The sequence below is a fragment of the Thermococcus sp. genome, from assembly GCF_027011145.1.
Classification (GTDB): domain Archaea; phylum Methanobacteriota_B; class Thermococci; order Thermococcales; family Thermococcaceae; genus Thermococcus.
The window spans coordinates 15,194-30,983 of the sequence record NZ_JALVAO010000032.1 but is presented as its reverse complement, the minus strand read 5'-3'; the positions used below and the strand labels follow the sequence as shown (position 1 = coordinate 30,983).

The window sequence follows — 15,790 nt, the reverse complement described above, 5'->3', positions numbered from 1 at the left end:
GGTGAAGCGTGATTATCTCAAAGCCCTGTGTTACGATGAAGGGCATCGTTATAGGGGCTTATTCATGGGAAAAGCCGGTAAAGCTCGACCTGAGGAAAACGGCCGAGTGTCTGGAGGAGAGGGGTTACACCGTAAAAAAGCTTATCCCGGGAATGATGCTAATCGTTGATATGGAGGGCTATGAGGTTAGCGTTTATCCGAGCGGAAAGATAATTATAAAGCTCCTAACTGACGCAAAAAGGGGCGAGGAGATGGCGAGGGTCGTTTACGACTGCGCCGGAGTTCTGGAGGTGGTATCATGAAAGTGCCCGATGATATAAGGAAGGACATACCCCTGACGAATGAGGTTATCTATTTTGACAACACCGCGACTTCTCTAACGCCGAAACCTGTCGTCGAGGCCATGGACGAGTATTACCTCAGATACCGCGCAAACGTCCACAGGGGAGTTCACAGGCTCTCACAGATGGCGACGCACAAATACGAGGAGAGCAGGAAGGTTGTTGCTGACTTCATCAACGCGAAGTTTGAGGAGATAGTTTTCACCAAGAACACCAGTGAGAGCTTAAACCTCGTGGCCCTCGGGCTGGAGAACATCTTCAGGCCCGGGGACAAGATAGTCACCACCCCCTACGAGCACCACTCGGATTTGCTCCCATGGCAGAGGCTGGCAAAGAAAAAGGGCCTGAGACTGGAGTTTATTGAAGGGGACAACGAGGGCAACCTCGATTTAAGCGACGCTGAGAGGAAGATAAGAGGGGCAAAATTGGTGGCGGTTCAGCACGTCTCCAACGCCCTTGGTGTTATTCACGAGGTCGAAGAGCTCGGAAAACTCGCAAAGGAAGAGGGGGCAATCTTCGTCGTTGACGCGGCCCAAAGCGCCGGCCACATGGAAGTTGACGTTAAGAAGCTCCACGCAGACTTCTTGGCTTTTTCAGGGCACAAGGGACCGATGGGGCCGACGGGAATAGGGGTCCTTTACATAAACGAGGAGTTCTTCGACGTCTTTGAGCCGCCGCTCATCGGGGGCGGGACTATTGAAGACGTTGACCTCGACGGTTACAGGCTTGCCGAGCCCCCTGAGCGCTTCGAGGCGGGAACGCCGAACATAGGCGGGGCAATAGGCCTTGCCGCAGGTATAAAATACATCGAGAGGATAGGCCTCGATAAGATTGAGAGGCAGGAGAAGAAGCTTGTGAAAAGAACCGTTGAGGGTCTCGATGAACTTGAAATCCCGTGGTACGGGCCGAAGAACCTGAAGAAGCACGCGGGAGTTGTGAGCTTCAACGTTCCGCCCCTCCATCCCCACGACGTTGCGGCGATACTCGACGAGAACAACATAATGGTTCGCTCCGGTCACCACTGCGCTCTACCGGTGATGAAGAAGCTCGGAATAAACGGCACCGTCAGGGCTTCCTTCCACGTCTACAACAGCGTTGAGGAGGTCGAGACTTTCCTCGGGGTTCTTGAGAATTTGGTAAAGGAACTCAGGGGCTAAGCCCCAACTCCTCCCCTTCCAGAGAACACCAGAACAGTAAATCTAACTCCAAAGTTGTCTTCAAGAACCTTGCCCGGAGAAAAGGGCCATACAACGTAAAAGCTCTTCTTCCCAACAACTCTGGTACCAGAGACGTTATACGAGATGACTTCGACGGCAGGAACAACCAGAAGGGCTCTTACTACCACTAAATAGTTCATCCTAGTTGGCAAACCAAGTTCCTTGCTACTCGCAGTGTCGTAAATTCTGTAGACCGTCATAGGGCCAATAGAGGGAACCCCAGCCCGCTCAAGGTCATTAATGCTTAGGTTATATCTCACAACGGGGTCAGAAGAGACCACACATGAGGAGGTCAAGCAGAGAGCTCCCGGAGAAGGAGAATGAAGGTAGAGGTAGATAGAGGTGAGTTTGTAAGCTGAGAGAGAGGTGATGAAGAAGGCAACCAAGAGGTATGTGGAGAGTCTCTTTAGCATAAAGTTGCGCTTACGGATGTAGTTGTAACTCCTGGCGTACCACAGAACAAGCGCGGAGGGTATGGCAAGGTAGTAGAGTACGAAGAAGAATCCAAAAATGACTGGTGTTGTCGTATGCTCGTAGTACACCATTTTTACTCACCAGTAAAAGTACTCATAGAAATTAAAAATGTTTTGAAGAAGGGTTGCTATCAAAGAACCCCCTCTGGTAACTCCCCGTGATGGACGTCAACGCTCTCGGGACTTCTTACTATCAGGGTTCCAGCCCTTTTGCCGACGAACTTCCTTGTCGGCCCCGGTGGAACACCGTTCGCCTCATAAACAAGGGACTGAACGTCGGGGTCATGATATAGGAGAAGCGTCGGACCGGCTATGTTCAGGAGGGAATCCAAAGCGTACTGGCTGGCAATGGCAGTAACCCTGTGTTTCAGGGGCCTCGTGAGGAGGGGTATGGAAGCACCTCCTGCGGTTGTATAGCCAAGGACGGCACCGTCAACGAGGCCTATAGCGGTGTTTCGTCTTTTCTCAAATACCGCCGCAAGGATGAGGAATGCCATACCAACCAGGGTTATGCTGTGCGTTTCCCCCATGTCCACCAGGATACTGCCTTCAAGCTTCGGAGGTTCACCGGTGTAAAAAGCCTCATCAAGGGGAGTGTAGCTCTCCAAGATAACCTCGGAGTATTTTTCGTTTCTCTTAACAGCCTCCGGAACGCTTGAAACTTTGCCCAGAAGAACGTCAACGTACAGCCTGTCGGTTAGCGACCTGTCGAGGCCGTAGAGGGTCTGAACAATCGTGACTGCCGTGTAGGGGTCGAAATAACCTGCTTTGTAGAGCTTTATCGGGTCGAGACCAAGGCTGAAGCCATCGCGAACCTCGATTACGGTATCAAACTCGCCCTCGAAATCCCCTGTTGTGTCGAAAACCACAGTGGAGTAACCTATCTCCCTGTACTGGCGCATGAGATACGAAAGAAAGCGCACCGGATAGTCGTCCATTCCAAAAACCTTCAGAGTTCTGCCATGATAAACTGGGTCGTAGAATATAGGCTCCTCTCCCTCAAGAACTTTAACAGCTATCCTGCTGTGTCTCATAGAAATCACCGGTAGAGAATAGGGCGGAGTGGTATAAACGGCTTCCGCTCAGATTACCTTCACAAGTTTCTCCATCCACGGACTTACACGAACCCTTATGTATCCCCTTAACCTTCCATCAACTTCCCTATCGCCGGTGTAGACTCTAACAGGTCCCTTAATCTTGTCGGGGGTCGCTACGACGAGGATGTTCTCCTTGGGAATCCTCCTGAGAACCTCGGCCGAGAACTGCTGGTTGCCCCTACCGAAGAGGAAGTTCAAACCTCCAACAACCGTCACAACAACTCTGGGGTTCTTATCTACGAACTTCAGCAAATCCCTCTCGGTTGCATCCTTCACGAGGAGCCTTGCCTCTCCATCCTGAACTTCCACGATATCAACTCCAAGGAGCGTTCCCTCTATGCCGAGCCTCTCTTTAATCCTCTTGAGTGTTGAACCGGAACCAAGGAAATAAATTCCATCGCTCTCAAGGATTTCTTCAGCAACTGCTTCAGCCAAAGCCTCAAGTTCCTCGGCTTCGTCGATTCTAACGGCCTCCTTATTACCCTGAACGAGCCCCTCAACGACAGGAACAAGTGCTCGCCCATAGGTTCTGGCCCTTACCTCGTCCCGCCTGAAGGATTCCTCGTCTATGTCCCTTACCTCCCGCTCCTCAATCTTGGCCTCACCGTGGAGGAACTTAACGAGAACCTCCGCGGCCTTTTCAGGAGATACTGCAAAAACCCCTGAGTACATCTTAACCCCCGTCGGGATTCCAAGTATTGGAACCTTCCTATCAACGATTTCCAACAAATCCCTAGCCGTTCCGTCCCCACCGGCGAAGACTATGAGTTCCACCCTCCCAAGCATCTCGCGGGCAAGTTTTTTCGTGTGCTCGGCCGTTGTGTCGGGAATTTTAACGCCCTCAACATCGCGATAGCGAATCTCCAGGGGAATTACCTCAAAGTTAAAACCGAACTCCCTCAGATAGTCCTCCCCGAGTGGGCCCGGCCCTGTGAGGAATGTTATCGATTTTGCCTCCCCGTAGTGGGAAAGTTCCCTTAGGAACAGCCTGACCAGCTCGGGCGAAACAGGTCTGGCCCCCCGCCTGATTGCCTCATCGACGACACCGTCTGTGCCCTTGAGGGCCACTCTACCGCCCATACCTGCTATAGGGTTGACTATAAGGCCAATCATAACCTCACCTCATGTACTTCCGCGCGAAGACCGTAAGGAAGACCGCCCACATGAACATTCCGAAGAGGGCTTCGATTGAAGCTATGACCCTTCCGACGCCTATCGGGTGGTAGTCGCCGTAACCGAGGGTTGTTGCGGTAACTATGCTGAAGTACTCGTAGTCGAGGAACGTTAGATGGTTGGAGAGGCCCTGAACGCTTTGAGTCAAGAAAAACATGACTGGGAAAATCACGTTAACTGCAAAGAGCCAAATTAGAATGGGCCTTTTCCAGTCCGTTCCATATTTGCAGGTCAGGTCAGCAAACAACCACTCAAAGGCGACCTCAAATCTGTTCAAAAGCTTCTTAATTCCTCCATACCTGGCTTTAAGTCTAGCTTTCCGCCTTGCAACCATCTCAAGGTAGTAATAGCTGTCGGCCCTTTCAAAATCTCCGCTACGCTCCCAGCTCGTTCTGGCAAGGCGGTAGAAGACTTCCTCAGCGTAGGGGTTATTGAAGCGACAGTCCTCGATTATCATGAAACCGCTGAGTATCATCTCCAAGGGGAGGCTTGGAAGAACCGTCATCGTCCACGTGGAGTCAACGACTATCTGAGACTTCCTCATAATCAGGTTGCTGTGAATCAGAACGTGGACGAACTCGGGGTTCTTCAGGTGGCTCCATTTGACCTCAACGTGGCCGAAGACGTCAAGGTTTTCGAGGATTAAGTTCCCAGAAAAACCCGCTATTGACAGCCTCACCTGTCTCTTGAACCTCGGGGCGGTGTCAAAGGATACGTCGCGAATTACGAGCGAACGGACCTTTACAGCTCTTTTACCCGCCTCTGAAACATTAACCCCATGCTCCTCGAGTATCTTCCTCAACAGGGGATAGCGGGCGTTGATTCCAATCCTCCTTATATCTCTGAGGTTGGAGAGCTCGATTAGACCCTTAGCGCTCTTTCCGCCGTAGGTCTCCTCCTCCCTCTCACCAACGTACTGGGTTGAGTTTATCATGAGGTACTTCACGCTCGAGTCCCTAATCGAGACGTTGCTTGAGAAATCAACGCGCAGAATGTTGAGGCCAAAGACCGTGGAGCCCTTGACGAGGATAACCTCAACCCTGGACTGAAACAGGATGAGCCTATCTACACTCGAGTTGAGGAGTATAAGCCCCTTGAAGTTGGAATCCTCTATCACGAGGCTTTTAATCTGGGAATTCTTGAGGACGAGAATCCTCTCACTTCGGTAATCTTTAATCGTCACGTCATAGAGGTAAACACCCTCAAAGTAACTTTGACCAATCTTTAAACGGCGCTGGAATGTCTCCGCCTTGAGTTCCCTGATTTTATCCCCGAGTAAGGCCTCACCCTCATCGTAGGGAATATGGAGGGGACAGTACTTGGAGCCCTCAACAGGCTTAAGCCGGCACTTTTTGCCGTTTTCATAGGTGTACTCGCACATCGTTTTTCACTTGAGAGGGAGTCTATTAAGGTTTTCTGCTCTTCAATGCCCTCATGTAAAACGTCTTCCCGCGGTAGTTGAGGCGTATGAGTTTGCCTTCCCTCAAAAGCCCCTCGACAACACTCCAGTCCGCGTTGTTCTTCCTCAGGAGCTCCCGCAGAGCGTCCTCGCGCATCGGGTGAACTGCAGTAATCGACAGTATGTCCTCCACAACGTTCCCAGTTGAGGAGAAGGCGTTGCCCTCGTAGCCGATTAGGTATTCGACCCTTTCACCGAGGCGCTCGTTGAAGAGCTGATAGGCAAGGTTTATGGTCTCTTCATCGGCTGGTTCCACCCACTTTTCGGCCGGAGGCCTTGTCGGAATCGCTATGTATGCCCTATCTGGCTTCAGTTCCCCCAGAAAGTCGGCTATCCTCTCAAGCTCGTTCCCGTAGTCAACGTTGATAAGCATCGTTTCAGTAACGAGCGTCCCATCGAAGTCATCCCTAAAGGCGAGCATTCCGTCGAGGATTTTCTCAAGGCTCAGGCTCTTGTGGGGCCGGTCAATCCTCTTCCACAGGGACTCGCTGACGGCATCGAGCTTCAGCGAAACGTAATCGAACGCCAAAAGGTCTTCCCTTACCTCATCCCTCCAGATTAGAGAGGAGTTCGTCAGTATTGCGAGCGGAATTCCCAGTTCCCTCAACAGTTCAACTTCACGGCCGAGGTTTACATCCAAAGTGGGCTCACCGTCCGGAACGAATGTTATGTAGTCAATTCCCTCGCCCCTCGCTTTCGCTTCCTCGACTTTCCTGGAGACCTCTTCAAAGAGAAACTCGGGCTCATAGAAGGGCCTCCTCTCGATTTCCATTTTCAGGGTTCTGCCAATCTGGCAGTAAACGCAGGCGTAACTGCAGACCTTGTCGGGGATGTTGTTGACCCCAAGGCTCCTGCCGAGCCTCCTCGATGGAACAGGCCCAAAGGCTAACATAACATCACCGCAGTTAGGTTACCCTAAAAGCGTATAAAGTTTGCCCAAAAAAGAAAGGTCAGAACTTGAGGACCCTGGCGAGGACTATGAGCGGGTCCCAGACGGGAGCGAAGGGCGGTGCGTAAGCTAAGTCCGTAAAGAAGGCGTCCTTCGTTGTGAAACCAGCGGTAAGCATTGCCGCGGCGGTGTCTATCCTCGGAAGGATTTCAGCGCCAACTGCCTGAACGCCGAGGAGCCTGTTGGTCTCGTTGTCAACAACGCCCTTCAGCCATATCGGTTTTGCCCCCGGATAATAGTGGGGCCTGGTGCTTGCCTTTATGAAAGCAGTCCTGACGTCGTAGCCCTCCTTTATGGCCTCGGCCTCGGTAAGGCCAGTCTTTCCTATCTCCACCTCGAAGAACTTCGTCACGCTCGTTCCGAGGACACCGGGGAAGTGGAGCTCTTTGCCAGCTATGTTGCTCCCAGCTACGTAACCCATCTTGTTTCCTGCCGGAGCCAGCGGAATCCAAACGCGCCTCCCGGTTATGAGGTGCTTTGTTTCGGCAACGTCTCCAGCGGCATAAACGTTCTCCACGCTCGTTTCCATCCTTTCGTTCGTCCATATCGCTCCAGTCTCGCCTATCCTGACTCCAATCTGCTTGGCCAGCTCGATGTTGGGCTTGATTCCAGTGGCGAGAATTACAAGGTCGGCTTGGTATTCACCTGCATCTGTGATTACCTTCTCAACTCTCTCCTTGCCCTCGATGCGCATCAGGATTTCCTCGGTGCGGAGGTTTATCCTCTTCCTCATCCCCTCCTCTAGAATATCGGTGATTTCCTTGTCGAAGGCCTTCTTCATCACTCTCTCACCGCGCTCGATGAGCGTGACGTTCTTTCCCTGAGCTGAGAAAGCTTCGGCCATCTCGACGCCTATGTAGCCACCGCCTATGATGACGACGTTCTCAACGCGGTTTTTCTCCATGTATTCCTTTATGGCGACTGCATCTGGAGGAAGGTCCGCCTTAAAGACACCCGGGAGGTCAATTCCCTCAACCGCTGGAACCCTTGGAGAAGCTCCGTTTGCGAAAACCAGGTAGTCCCACTCGTAGGTGTGCTCGCCATCTTCCTCCCTAACGCGAACGTGGCCCTGCTCAACTTCAATGACCTCGGCCTTTAGGTGCAGGTCTATACCGCGCTTCTTTATGAAGACCTCAGGTGGATAGTGCATCAGCTTCTCGGTCGGTGAAATTCCCTCGACCACGTATGGAATACCACAGGGCGCGTGGCTGACCCATTCTGTTGCCTCAAAAACCTTGACATCCCACTCGGGCCTGAGCCTCTTGACGCGCGAGGCAGTGCTCATTCCCGCGGCTCCGCCACCGATGATAACGACCCTCTTCATTCCCATCACCGAGAAGGGTTCAAAACCTTCGGTTAAAAAGGTTGGTGGGCAAAGGCGTCACTTCCTGCTCCTGAAGTACCTCCTCTTTCCGACGCGGACCATCCTGTAAACTTCTCCCTCGCTAACCTCGAAGGGAGGTCTGTTGAGCTCGTATGTCTCGTAGTTACCCATATCCATGAGCTGAACCTCGCCGGGGGTTACGCTAGTTACCATCGCCTCGCTCTCCTCGTGCTCCACGGTATCAACCTGCTCCCTCCTAGCTGTCTTCCAGTCGAGGTGCTCGTTCTCCCAGTTCTCAAGGTTCCTAAGCGTTAACCCCTTTCCATCAACCTTCTCCACCTCGTAGACGTTCCCCTTCCTGTCGGAGACTATGTCGCCCTTCCTGAACTTTGGAATCCTCACGCTCACGCTCGTCCTGTAAACTTCCCTGCTCGTCTGCCTGTCCATACCAACGAGCTCGTAGGCCTCGCTTATCGTCCCGCCAAAGCGCTCCTTTATGGCCTGGGCTATCTTCCTGGCACTTGAGGTCGAGCCCATGTAGAAGTCAAGGCCCTCCTCCTTCTCTATCGTGTCCTGTATGAATCCCATCCTGTCCTTCCTCATTATCTCGTCAACCTTCTCCTCCACGAGTTTTCCTATTGCCTTTCTCTCCTCATCGCTCAGGGGCCTGCCCTCAGCGCGGACCTGGAGAATTGCCTCAAAGTAGCCACCGAGGAACTTTTGACAGCGAGGACAAACTGTCTGACGGACGTAGACGGTAACGCGCTTGCTCTCGTCGTGGAGTTCCCTCTGGAGCTCGTGGGTCCTTGCCTTGACCCGGACTTCGTAGACGATTATCGCAGGGAAGTGCTCGATGTGAAAGTCAACCGGCTCAAAGGAAACAACTGCCCTGCCAACAGGAAGGTCGTCTATTTCCTCAAGCTCATCTGGAGTTAGAACCTCGTACTCCCGTATTTTGTCGCTGAAGGAATCCTCAAGCTCTTCCAGCAGGGCGTTTTCCGCTACCTCAAAGATGAGCTCCTCGAGTTCGTAGCTTTTGGGATCAACCCAGATGCCTCTCTTCCTGTAGCTCCCACAGTTCTGACAGAGCTCGGTGTTAATTTCGTCACCAATCAGCAGAACGGGATTTTCCTTGCGGTAGCAGACCTGACAGAGCCCCTCGATAAGAGGACCTCCTTCACTCTCGCTTATTCCACACCTGTAACAGAACCTCTCGCTCATGCTCTCACCAGAGAAAGAACCCGAAGAGAGCTTAAAAATCTTCAGAAGAACATCTTCGCCATCTGGGCGTGGGGGACGCCCTCAATTCTAAGAACCCTCTCAGGATTCACGTAGCCAAGCTCGATGGCCTTTGAAACGCACCTTTCGCCCGTTAGGTTGGCTATCGTCGCTTCCTCCAGAAGTTCTTCGAGCTTTTCCTCCTCAACGAGTTCGCCCTTGTAAAAGCGCTCCTTCACCTCAAGCTTCAGCTCGCCCTCGCGGAAGGTCTTTCCGAGCAGTTCTTCATCACATGCCGCGAGAAGAACCTCTCCCTGAACGCGATAAACCTTGACGTATATCATTTCACCACCTGGAGAAAAGGAAGAAAAGAAGTTAAAAGGGTTTAGCTACCCTGTTCCTCAAGGGCCTGCTGGAGAATTGCTATGGCTTTCTTGAGGTCTGCGTAGGACTTCCTGAGGTATATGAACACTCTGAAGTCTCCGAGCCTTCCCCAGATGTTCCCTCCAGTAATTTCCATAACTTTCCGGAACTCCAGCGTCGCGTTCTCATAGAGTGCCTTTGCAAGGGCAAGCGTCTCGTTGCTGATACCCATTGCTGATGCGTTGGCATAGAGCTCGTTGAAGGTCTGGTTGTACCTGATGTAGTTGTGGTAGTACATGTAGCTAAGTAGAATCATCGTGGTCGAGAGCGTCGAGGGAGTAACGTAATCTACCCTGAACACTCCTGGAGAGTGAAGCCTGACCTTGACGTAAACAAGTATTCCATCCGTGGTGTTCTTGGACCAGACGTTGAGTATGTCCACATCAGTTACTGGAATCACCCAGTAGTGAGTGGTCGAGGACGGTAGCTTGAATACTGCAACTGCCTCCGCACCGTGCGGTCCGTTAATGGTCACAATGTATCTTTCCTTCAGACCAATGAATTTTTCAATGTTAACACCGGCAATACCTGATATCAAATCGTAGGTGGCGTTGAATTTTTCTGGTACTATAGGCTTGGCGAACACAGTGACTTTATTGTTTTCAACGTTGATGTCATCTAGAGTCTTGGCTTCCAGAGTAAAGTTCTTGGGTCCCGGGGTAAGCAGGGGTACTGTAACTGTTATCTTGTAGACTTCGAAGGGCTTCATCACTGGGATTAGAGCGCTAACGTCCGTGGGCATTCCGTTGATGTAGAGAGTTATGTTCACGTTCGAGGCATTGTAAGGTCCATCGTCAACAACGTAGGAGGTGAATGTCAGAGCACCGCCCAAGTCAAAGGTTCCGTTTATGGTTGTCTTAACGACTTTTACATCGGCCTTCATCGGTATTGGCGAAGCCGGAAGAAGTTTCACAGGAATCGTCAGGAGTTCCTGTGCCTCTGGAATTCCAACCGTTATAACACCGTAGAGCGGCTTAGTACCCTTGAGCTGGCTCTCGCTAAGTTCATAGCTGGCGACTATCTTGTAGTGACCATCTCCTTGGGAAACGACTGTAGCTTTAAGCTCTTCCCCACCTATGGTGAGTACTTTCAAGTTGTAAGTTGCCTCTCCTGGGGCGGGGTTACTCCATGAGTAAACTTTAATCACGTACTGACCCGGCTGTGGATCGTACAGGGTAACTTTTTCATCGGCCGTTGGACTTGTTGATGAACCTACAAGCTCTAGTGTTCCACTGTTGTTGTAGTAGACGTAGAGGTCAATGTCCAGACCGGCTATGGTGTCCCAGATGCTCTCGGTTGAGACTTCCAAAGCATAGGTGTTGTTTGGAACGTTCACAGTGTAGAATTTCGAGTCTCCCGTTTTTGGAGCAAACTGGTCACTGTACTCTATTGGGGCTGTGAACCCGTACGCATGAACCACAGGGGCTCCAAGCCATTCAGGCAGGTAGAGGGTGAAGTCCTTGCTGGACTCGGCGCTCCTTACTTCGGTCCATTGCTGTGGAGAGAGCTTCAATATTCCAACGTGACCTGTGAAGTTTATCGTTGGGTTTGCTCCACCGTAGGGTGTAAAGACCCAGAGGGCATTCAGTCCAGGAATGGCCTTCGCTACGAGTATGTTCTCAAGGCCCGTTCCTGAGAACGTTATGTCTCCTTTCTCCTTAGTTGCCCTGAGGGTGTATGGTCCGAATATGCTCGGTAGATTCATGCTGAATCCTTCAACGTAGGGCTGTAGTATTGTCTGGTATACTGGAACCCCTCCGTTCCAAGTTACCCTGCTGACTATGAATCCGTTGGTGGCGTTTTCACTGGAGACGTTGAAGTAGAACACCCTCCAGTCCCCAGAGCCCTGTCCACTGTAGAAGTTGGCGTTGTCATAGAGACCGCTGGCGTTGCTTGCTCCGCCGAATGTGAACTCGGCCTTCGGGGAGCCGACCACAACGCTTACCGGTATTGTTAATGTGCCGTTCGGGTAGTTCGCGTATATTGCCCCCTCGTATATTCCATAGGAAGCGTTTTCGGGAACGCTGACAATAGCCCTGAACTGAACGGATGACTTGGCAGGTATCTGAATGACTTCAGGTGTAATGTTGACCCACTTCCATGGGGCTATCCTGTAGAACTGGAGAACGATGGTTCCGTTAACGGTTCCAGAGCCGTATTGTCTTACCTGCAGATACACATCCGGTGACCTCTCCAAGGGCTCTTTTACCGTGGCCCAGACTGTCTCACCCACTCCAGCCTGCTGTATGAGACCGTAGTCACCGTACACTCTTGCGAGGAATGCGACACTACCATTGGAAGCCGTCGGATAGACCGTTACCTTCATGAGCTGGGTTCCAGCAGGTATGAGGCCCGTTATGTTTATGAATGGCCAGGTGGTGGCGCTGGAGTTTACGTTGTATATCGGAATCTCCACCTTGCCTATGCTCTCAACTACGCCCGGAGTTATGTTCACTGTCACTGTAGTGTTGTAGTAGTTGGTGAGCGTGAAGACACCCTCAGCGCTTTGACCCGGCTCAAGGACGCCCGGAAACGTGTCGTACTCCGCACCGGCCTGCCACTTGCTTGGAGAAGCTTTTATTCCACCGATACCAAGGGCTATCTCAACTGCCTTGGTGGCGTTGATATAACCTGCACCCTGCTCGAAGACGTCGTTGTAAGTGTTCTCTGCGGCCGACATGAGTATGTCTCTCATCTCATCGAGGGTGGGATACCTCCCGTGGGCAATGTAGAATGCCTCTGCAACCAGCGCTCCGACTCCGGCTGCCGTTGGAGTTGCAAGGCTCGTTCCTGCCCATATCTCGTTGGCGAAGATCCCTCCCAGTATTGGGGTGCTCCTCCAGGCCTGCATGTTGAGCGTAGTGCTACCCAGGGCAAACTCGCCCGTTGCCAGGATGTCCGGCTTGACCTGTCCGAGGGCGTTCGGACCCCTGCTTGAGAAATCTGCAACATCACCGTATTCGTCCAGAGCATTCCAGCCAAGGGCAACGCGGTAGCCAAATTCGGTAGCCGCACCAACAGTTATGACTCCCGGTGATGCACCGTTGCTTGAGTCCGTTCCATAGCCCGGTCCCTCGTTTCCTGCTGCGAAGAAGTGCACCGTGAATGGTCTTGCAAGGCTTAGGAACTTGAGGAATCTGTCCTCAAAGGTGTAACCCCTGTCGTAGAGGTAGAATAAGCTCATCCCGTAGCTGTTGCTGGTTATCTGGGCTTCATCACCCGTTCCGGGAACACCATCGTAACCCTCTGTTGCGAAGTACATAAGGTCAATCCAGTTGGACATAAGCGTGTAGAGGTCGCCCTCGGCTATTATCTTGGCGTTGATTGCGTCTCCAACGACAGGATAGAAGAACTGTGGGGTCGTGTTGGTAAGCTCTGCGAGACCTTCTGGCCCTATTGTCCTACCCTGGGCAGCTATAGCCGCTGCACAGAGCGTTCCGTGCTCAAGTCCTCCGGCAAAGACGCTTCCTATCATGAACGCAACCAGTCCACCGTTGCTTGGTATTCTAAGGGGCAGTCCCCAGCGCTTGGCGACGACATCTGAGTACGGTATTGGCGTCTTGCCGTCGGCTATGAAATATACCAGTCCACCGGAGATGTCGGCGTAGCCGTCCTTTCCTGGAACGTCTACAGCACCCCTTCCTGGGACGAACTCGGTCTTGAACAGATCCCAAGCAACAACGGGGTTGTCTTTCGTGTGACCAGTGTCTTCATTGAAGTCAACGAACTGACCCCAGTCGGTTGTCAGGTCAACGTAGACCTTGTCGTATTTTCCATCACCGTTTGAATCCACAACAAGAACCATTGCCGGATTGATGTAGTATGAGTCAGGCGGCGTGTTTATGATTGCCAGAGCAAGGTCTGGGTGCATTCCTATGTGGACCTGTCCTTTGAAGGGTAACGTAAGGTTGAGGTTGAGTGGAAGCCTGAACGGAAGAACGCCGTAGGTGAAGTTAACCGGCAGGGCCATATAACCGAGACTTATTATCGTGGCGTTCGCTCCCGGTATCGTTGGGTCTGCCTCAAAATCAGTTGTGGATGGGTCAAGGTAGTAATACGGGATTCCTATGTAGCCTTCGGTTACGTTAACAGCTCCCCTGTTGACGGCCTCGACCCTAAAGGTTCCAGCGTTGTCAATGCCGACACTTGGTATGCCAAGGTTGAGCAGGTAATAGGAGGAGTTTGAGATGTGGAGGTAGTTCTTGTTGAAATCACTCTGCTGGGGAGCACCGTACTTTATCGTGTATGCGACTATGTTGTAGGTCAGGTTTCCTGGGGCTGGGTTATCGTAGCTGTAAACAACCACGAGATAGTTACCCGGGGCCGGGTTATTGATAACGACACTTTCGTTGGGTCCCCAGTTCTCCGAAGTACCAACTATGCTTCCGTTGTAGAGGACCAGGAGATCTATGTCCAGAGACCCGTTGGAGGCAGTCGTGTTAACAACAAACTTGTCAACGGTTGTGTTTATAGTTACTGGATAGACGGTGAAGTTGTTCGTTGCGGGAGCTGTTACGTTGGTCTGGTTGAGGAGCCAGGTGTAGTTTGCGGGAACGTAGAAACCGTTTGTGTCAAGGAAGCCGGTACTTATCAAGAATAGTTTTCCGCCGTTGTCGAGATACTCGCTTATGTTCCCAAGCTGTTCAGTGGTAAAGGTCTCGTTGTTCATCCCCGTGAACCATATAACCGCGGAGTAGTTCTTGAGAACAGTGTAGTTGGGCCTCTCGTTGTCAACCACGCGGTAGATGGTGTAGTTGTAACCGAGTAGGTCAAGTGCGGAGGTGTAATACGAGTCGAAATCATACCACATCGTACCGTTGTTGTCAGGACCGTTATCGTCATCTACGAGGAGTATCTGACCAGTCGGTGTCCCGTTAAAAAGGTACTGGAGAACCTCGTTTATAAGCTCGGCTCTGGCGGTTGTGTTGGGTATGTTCGCAAGGCTCATTCCCGAAAAGGCTACCGTAAAGTTGGTTCCGCGATACCCGACGACGTACGGGAACTTGAAGAGAAAGGGCACGCCAGTGAACAGGCTGGTGTTTGAGTACCATGGCCAGAAGAATGGATACATGAACAGGTTGGGAAACGCCTCACCGAAGAGAAGGTACTCGAGCATTGAAGCGCTGTCGAAGGCTATAGGCCATCCATAGTACGGAGAATTCGGGTTCTTCTCAACAGCATAGGTGTCACTCAGGTCAGGGTTTCCGAAGTCAATTCCGCTGTCTATGACGGCAACGTTTATCCCCTGACCCGTTATTCCATAGGTCTTCCAAGCGCCAAGTGCTCCAATGTTTATCGTCGAGAATATATCCTTTGGCTCTAGAATTGGATAGTTGTCCCCAATTAGCTTTCTAGCCTTCTCCTTTGCCTGAAGATAACTGGCCAGTACCTCCGGATTTGTTTTTGTGAGAGCCGGAGCCAGGTCCCTAAAGGATAGCACTTTAAATCCATCAATAAACTCTGGCTTCTTCAGTTCAGTCCTGTATACAAAGTTCATTCCCGGAAGCTTTTTACCCTTGAATGAGGTCGACAGAACCTTAAGGTAGTCCTCAAGGGTTGGGGTACCTTCCTTGCTGAGTGTTGCAATGAGGGGTTTAACATCGCTAAGAGGGGAAACTTCAAGGACTCCATTAATCTGAGCTATTTTTTCCACTAGTCCTACAGCGTGTGGCGAGGATTTAATCATTACAAGGTAAACGTAATTTCCTGCTATCTCAGAACGGCCAACGACTTTAAGTCCGGGATAATGAAGTTCGATTGGAATACTAGATACGACCTTAGCAGGAATCCATATCTCCTGGTTTGGATACTTCTCGAATATCAGTTTAAGGAGTTCCTTAAGATCCTCGCTAACGACTCCAAAGGATTCTGAAGACCCCTGAGAGCCCACTTTTTCTATTGAAATCGAGGCGTGGGGTTGATTGTTTTGTGTTACTGGCTCCGCTGCTGCCACCGGCGGAAGTACTACTGGTATCAGGGATAGCACCATAACCACGGCAATTATTAAGCTTAAAGCCTTTCGGTTCATTAAGACACCTCCTTGTTTGGATTTTGATATGGCATTAGTAGATAATGAGCCCCCAGATATAAACATTTCGACTACAGGGAACCTTGTG

At 51.5% G+C, this 15,790-nt stretch carries 11 protein-coding genes; 2 read left to right on the top strand and 9 right to left on the bottom strand.

Annotated features, from left to right (window positions below):
• The first annotated feature begins 8 nt into the window (after positions 1–8).
• Positions 9–302 (top strand): hypothetical protein, encoded by a 294-nt coding sequence (locus tag MVG27_RS03070; RefSeq protein WP_297551328.1) that lies wholly within the window; start codon positions 9–11, stop codon positions 300–302.
• A complete protein-coding gene (locus MVG27_RS03065) occupies positions 299–1,498 on the top strand; it encodes a cysteine desulfurase (RefSeq protein WP_297551330.1) in 1,200 nt (399 codons plus the stop codon). Before MVG27_RS03070 ends, MVG27_RS03065 begins: the two co-directional genes overlap by 4 nt.
• Here MVG27_RS03065 and MVG27_RS03060 read toward each other — a convergent pair.
• From MVG27_RS03060 to MVG27_RS03020, 9 genes are read right to left on the bottom strand one after another with little or no spacing between them, the layout of a single operon-like run.
• Positions 1,495–2,103: a hypothetical protein gene (locus MVG27_RS03060; protein ID WP_297551332.1), complete on the bottom strand. Its 609-nt coding sequence runs from the start codon at positions 2,101–2,103 to the stop codon at positions 1,495–1,497. The genes MVG27_RS03065 and MVG27_RS03060 overlap by 4 nt on opposite strands.
• 59 nt (positions 2,104–2,162) lie before the next feature.
• Entirely contained in the window at positions 2,163–3,065 is a 903-nt protein-coding gene (locus tag MVG27_RS03055) for a hypothetical protein (RefSeq protein ID WP_297551374.1), read from the bottom strand.
• A 48-nt stretch (positions 3,066–3,113) separates the two neighbouring features.
• A complete protein-coding gene (locus tag MVG27_RS03050; RefSeq protein ID WP_297551334.1) occupies positions 3,114–4,241 on the bottom strand; it encodes an ATP-NAD kinase family protein in 1,128 nt (375 codons plus the stop codon).
• Between the two features lie 4 nt (positions 4,242–4,245).
• Positions 4,246–5,682: a potassium channel family protein gene (locus MVG27_RS03045; RefSeq protein ID WP_297551336.1), complete on the bottom strand. Its 1,437-nt coding sequence runs from the start codon at positions 5,680–5,682 to the stop codon at positions 4,246–4,248.
• 25 nt (positions 5,683–5,707) lie between these two features.
• On the bottom strand, positions 5,708–6,652 hold the full coding sequence (locus MVG27_RS03040; protein WP_297551338.1) for a radical SAM protein: 945 nt from the start codon (positions 6,650–6,652) through the stop codon (positions 5,708–5,710).
• A gap of 58 nt (positions 6,653–6,710) precedes the next feature.
• Positions 6,711–8,039 carry a CoA-disulfide reductase gene (gene cdr, locus MVG27_RS03035; protein ID WP_297551377.1) on the bottom strand — a complete coding sequence of 443 codons (1,329 nt, stop codon included), beginning with the start codon at positions 8,037–8,039 and terminating at the stop codon, positions 6,711–6,713.
• A gap of 51 nt (positions 8,040–8,090) precedes the next feature.
• Complete coding sequence (locus MVG27_RS03030) at positions 8,091–9,254, bottom strand: 60S ribosomal export protein NMD3 (protein WP_297551340.1); 1,164 nt, start codon at positions 9,252–9,254, stop codon at positions 8,091–8,093.
• Between the two features lie 41 nt (positions 9,255–9,295).
• Complete coding sequence (locus tag MVG27_RS03025; RefSeq protein ID WP_297073374.1) at positions 9,296–9,595, bottom strand: DUF424 domain-containing protein; 300 nt, start codon at positions 9,593–9,595, stop codon at positions 9,296–9,298.
• A 41-nt stretch (positions 9,596–9,636) separates the two neighbouring features.
• Positions 9,637–15,702: a S8 family serine peptidase gene (locus MVG27_RS03020; RefSeq protein ID WP_297551343.1), complete on the bottom strand. Its 6,066-nt coding sequence runs from the start codon at positions 15,700–15,702 to the stop codon at positions 9,637–9,639.
• Positions 15,703–15,790 lie beyond the last annotated feature (88 nt).

What these genes read in the sequence shown, in the direction of transcription:
- MVG27_RS03065 (WP_297551330.1), top strand. Translation starts at nt 299, where the DNA reads ATGAAAGTGCCCGATGATATAAGGAAGGACATACCCCTGACGAATGAG.
- MVG27_RS03060 (WP_297551332.1), bottom strand. Translation starts at nt 2,103, where the DNA reads ATGGTGTACTACGAGCATACGACAACACCAGTCATTTTTGGATTCTTC.
- MVG27_RS03055 (WP_297551374.1), bottom strand. Translation starts at nt 3,065, where the DNA reads ATGAGACACAGCAGGATAGCTGTTAAAGTTCTTGAGGGAGAGGAGCCT.
- MVG27_RS03050 (WP_297551334.1), bottom strand. Translation starts at nt 4,241, where the DNA reads ATGATTGGCCTTATAGTCAACCCTATAGCAGGTATGGGCGGTAGAGTG.
- MVG27_RS03045 (WP_297551336.1), bottom strand. Translation starts at nt 5,682, where the DNA reads ATGTGCGAGTACACCTATGAAAACGGCAAAAAGTGCCGGCTTAAGCCT.
- MVG27_RS03040 (WP_297551338.1), bottom strand. Translation starts at nt 6,652, where the DNA reads ATGTTAGCCTTTGGGCCTGTTCCATCGAGGAGGCTCGGCAGGAGCCTT.
- cdr (WP_297551377.1), bottom strand. Translation starts at nt 8,039, where the DNA reads ATGGGAATGAAGAGGGTCGTTATCATCGGTGGCGGAGCCGCGGGAATG.
- MVG27_RS03030 (WP_297551340.1), bottom strand. Translation starts at nt 9,254, where the DNA reads ATGAGCGAGAGGTTCTGTTACAGGTGTGGAATAAGCGAGAGTGAAGGA.
- MVG27_RS03025 (WP_297073374.1), bottom strand. Translation starts at nt 9,595, where the DNA reads ATGATATACGTCAAGGTTTATCGCGTTCAGGGAGAGGTTCTTCTCGCG.
- MVG27_RS03020 (WP_297551343.1), bottom strand. Translation starts at nt 15,702, where the DNA reads ATGAACCGAAAGGCTTTAAGCTTAATAATTGCCGTGGTTATGGTGCTA.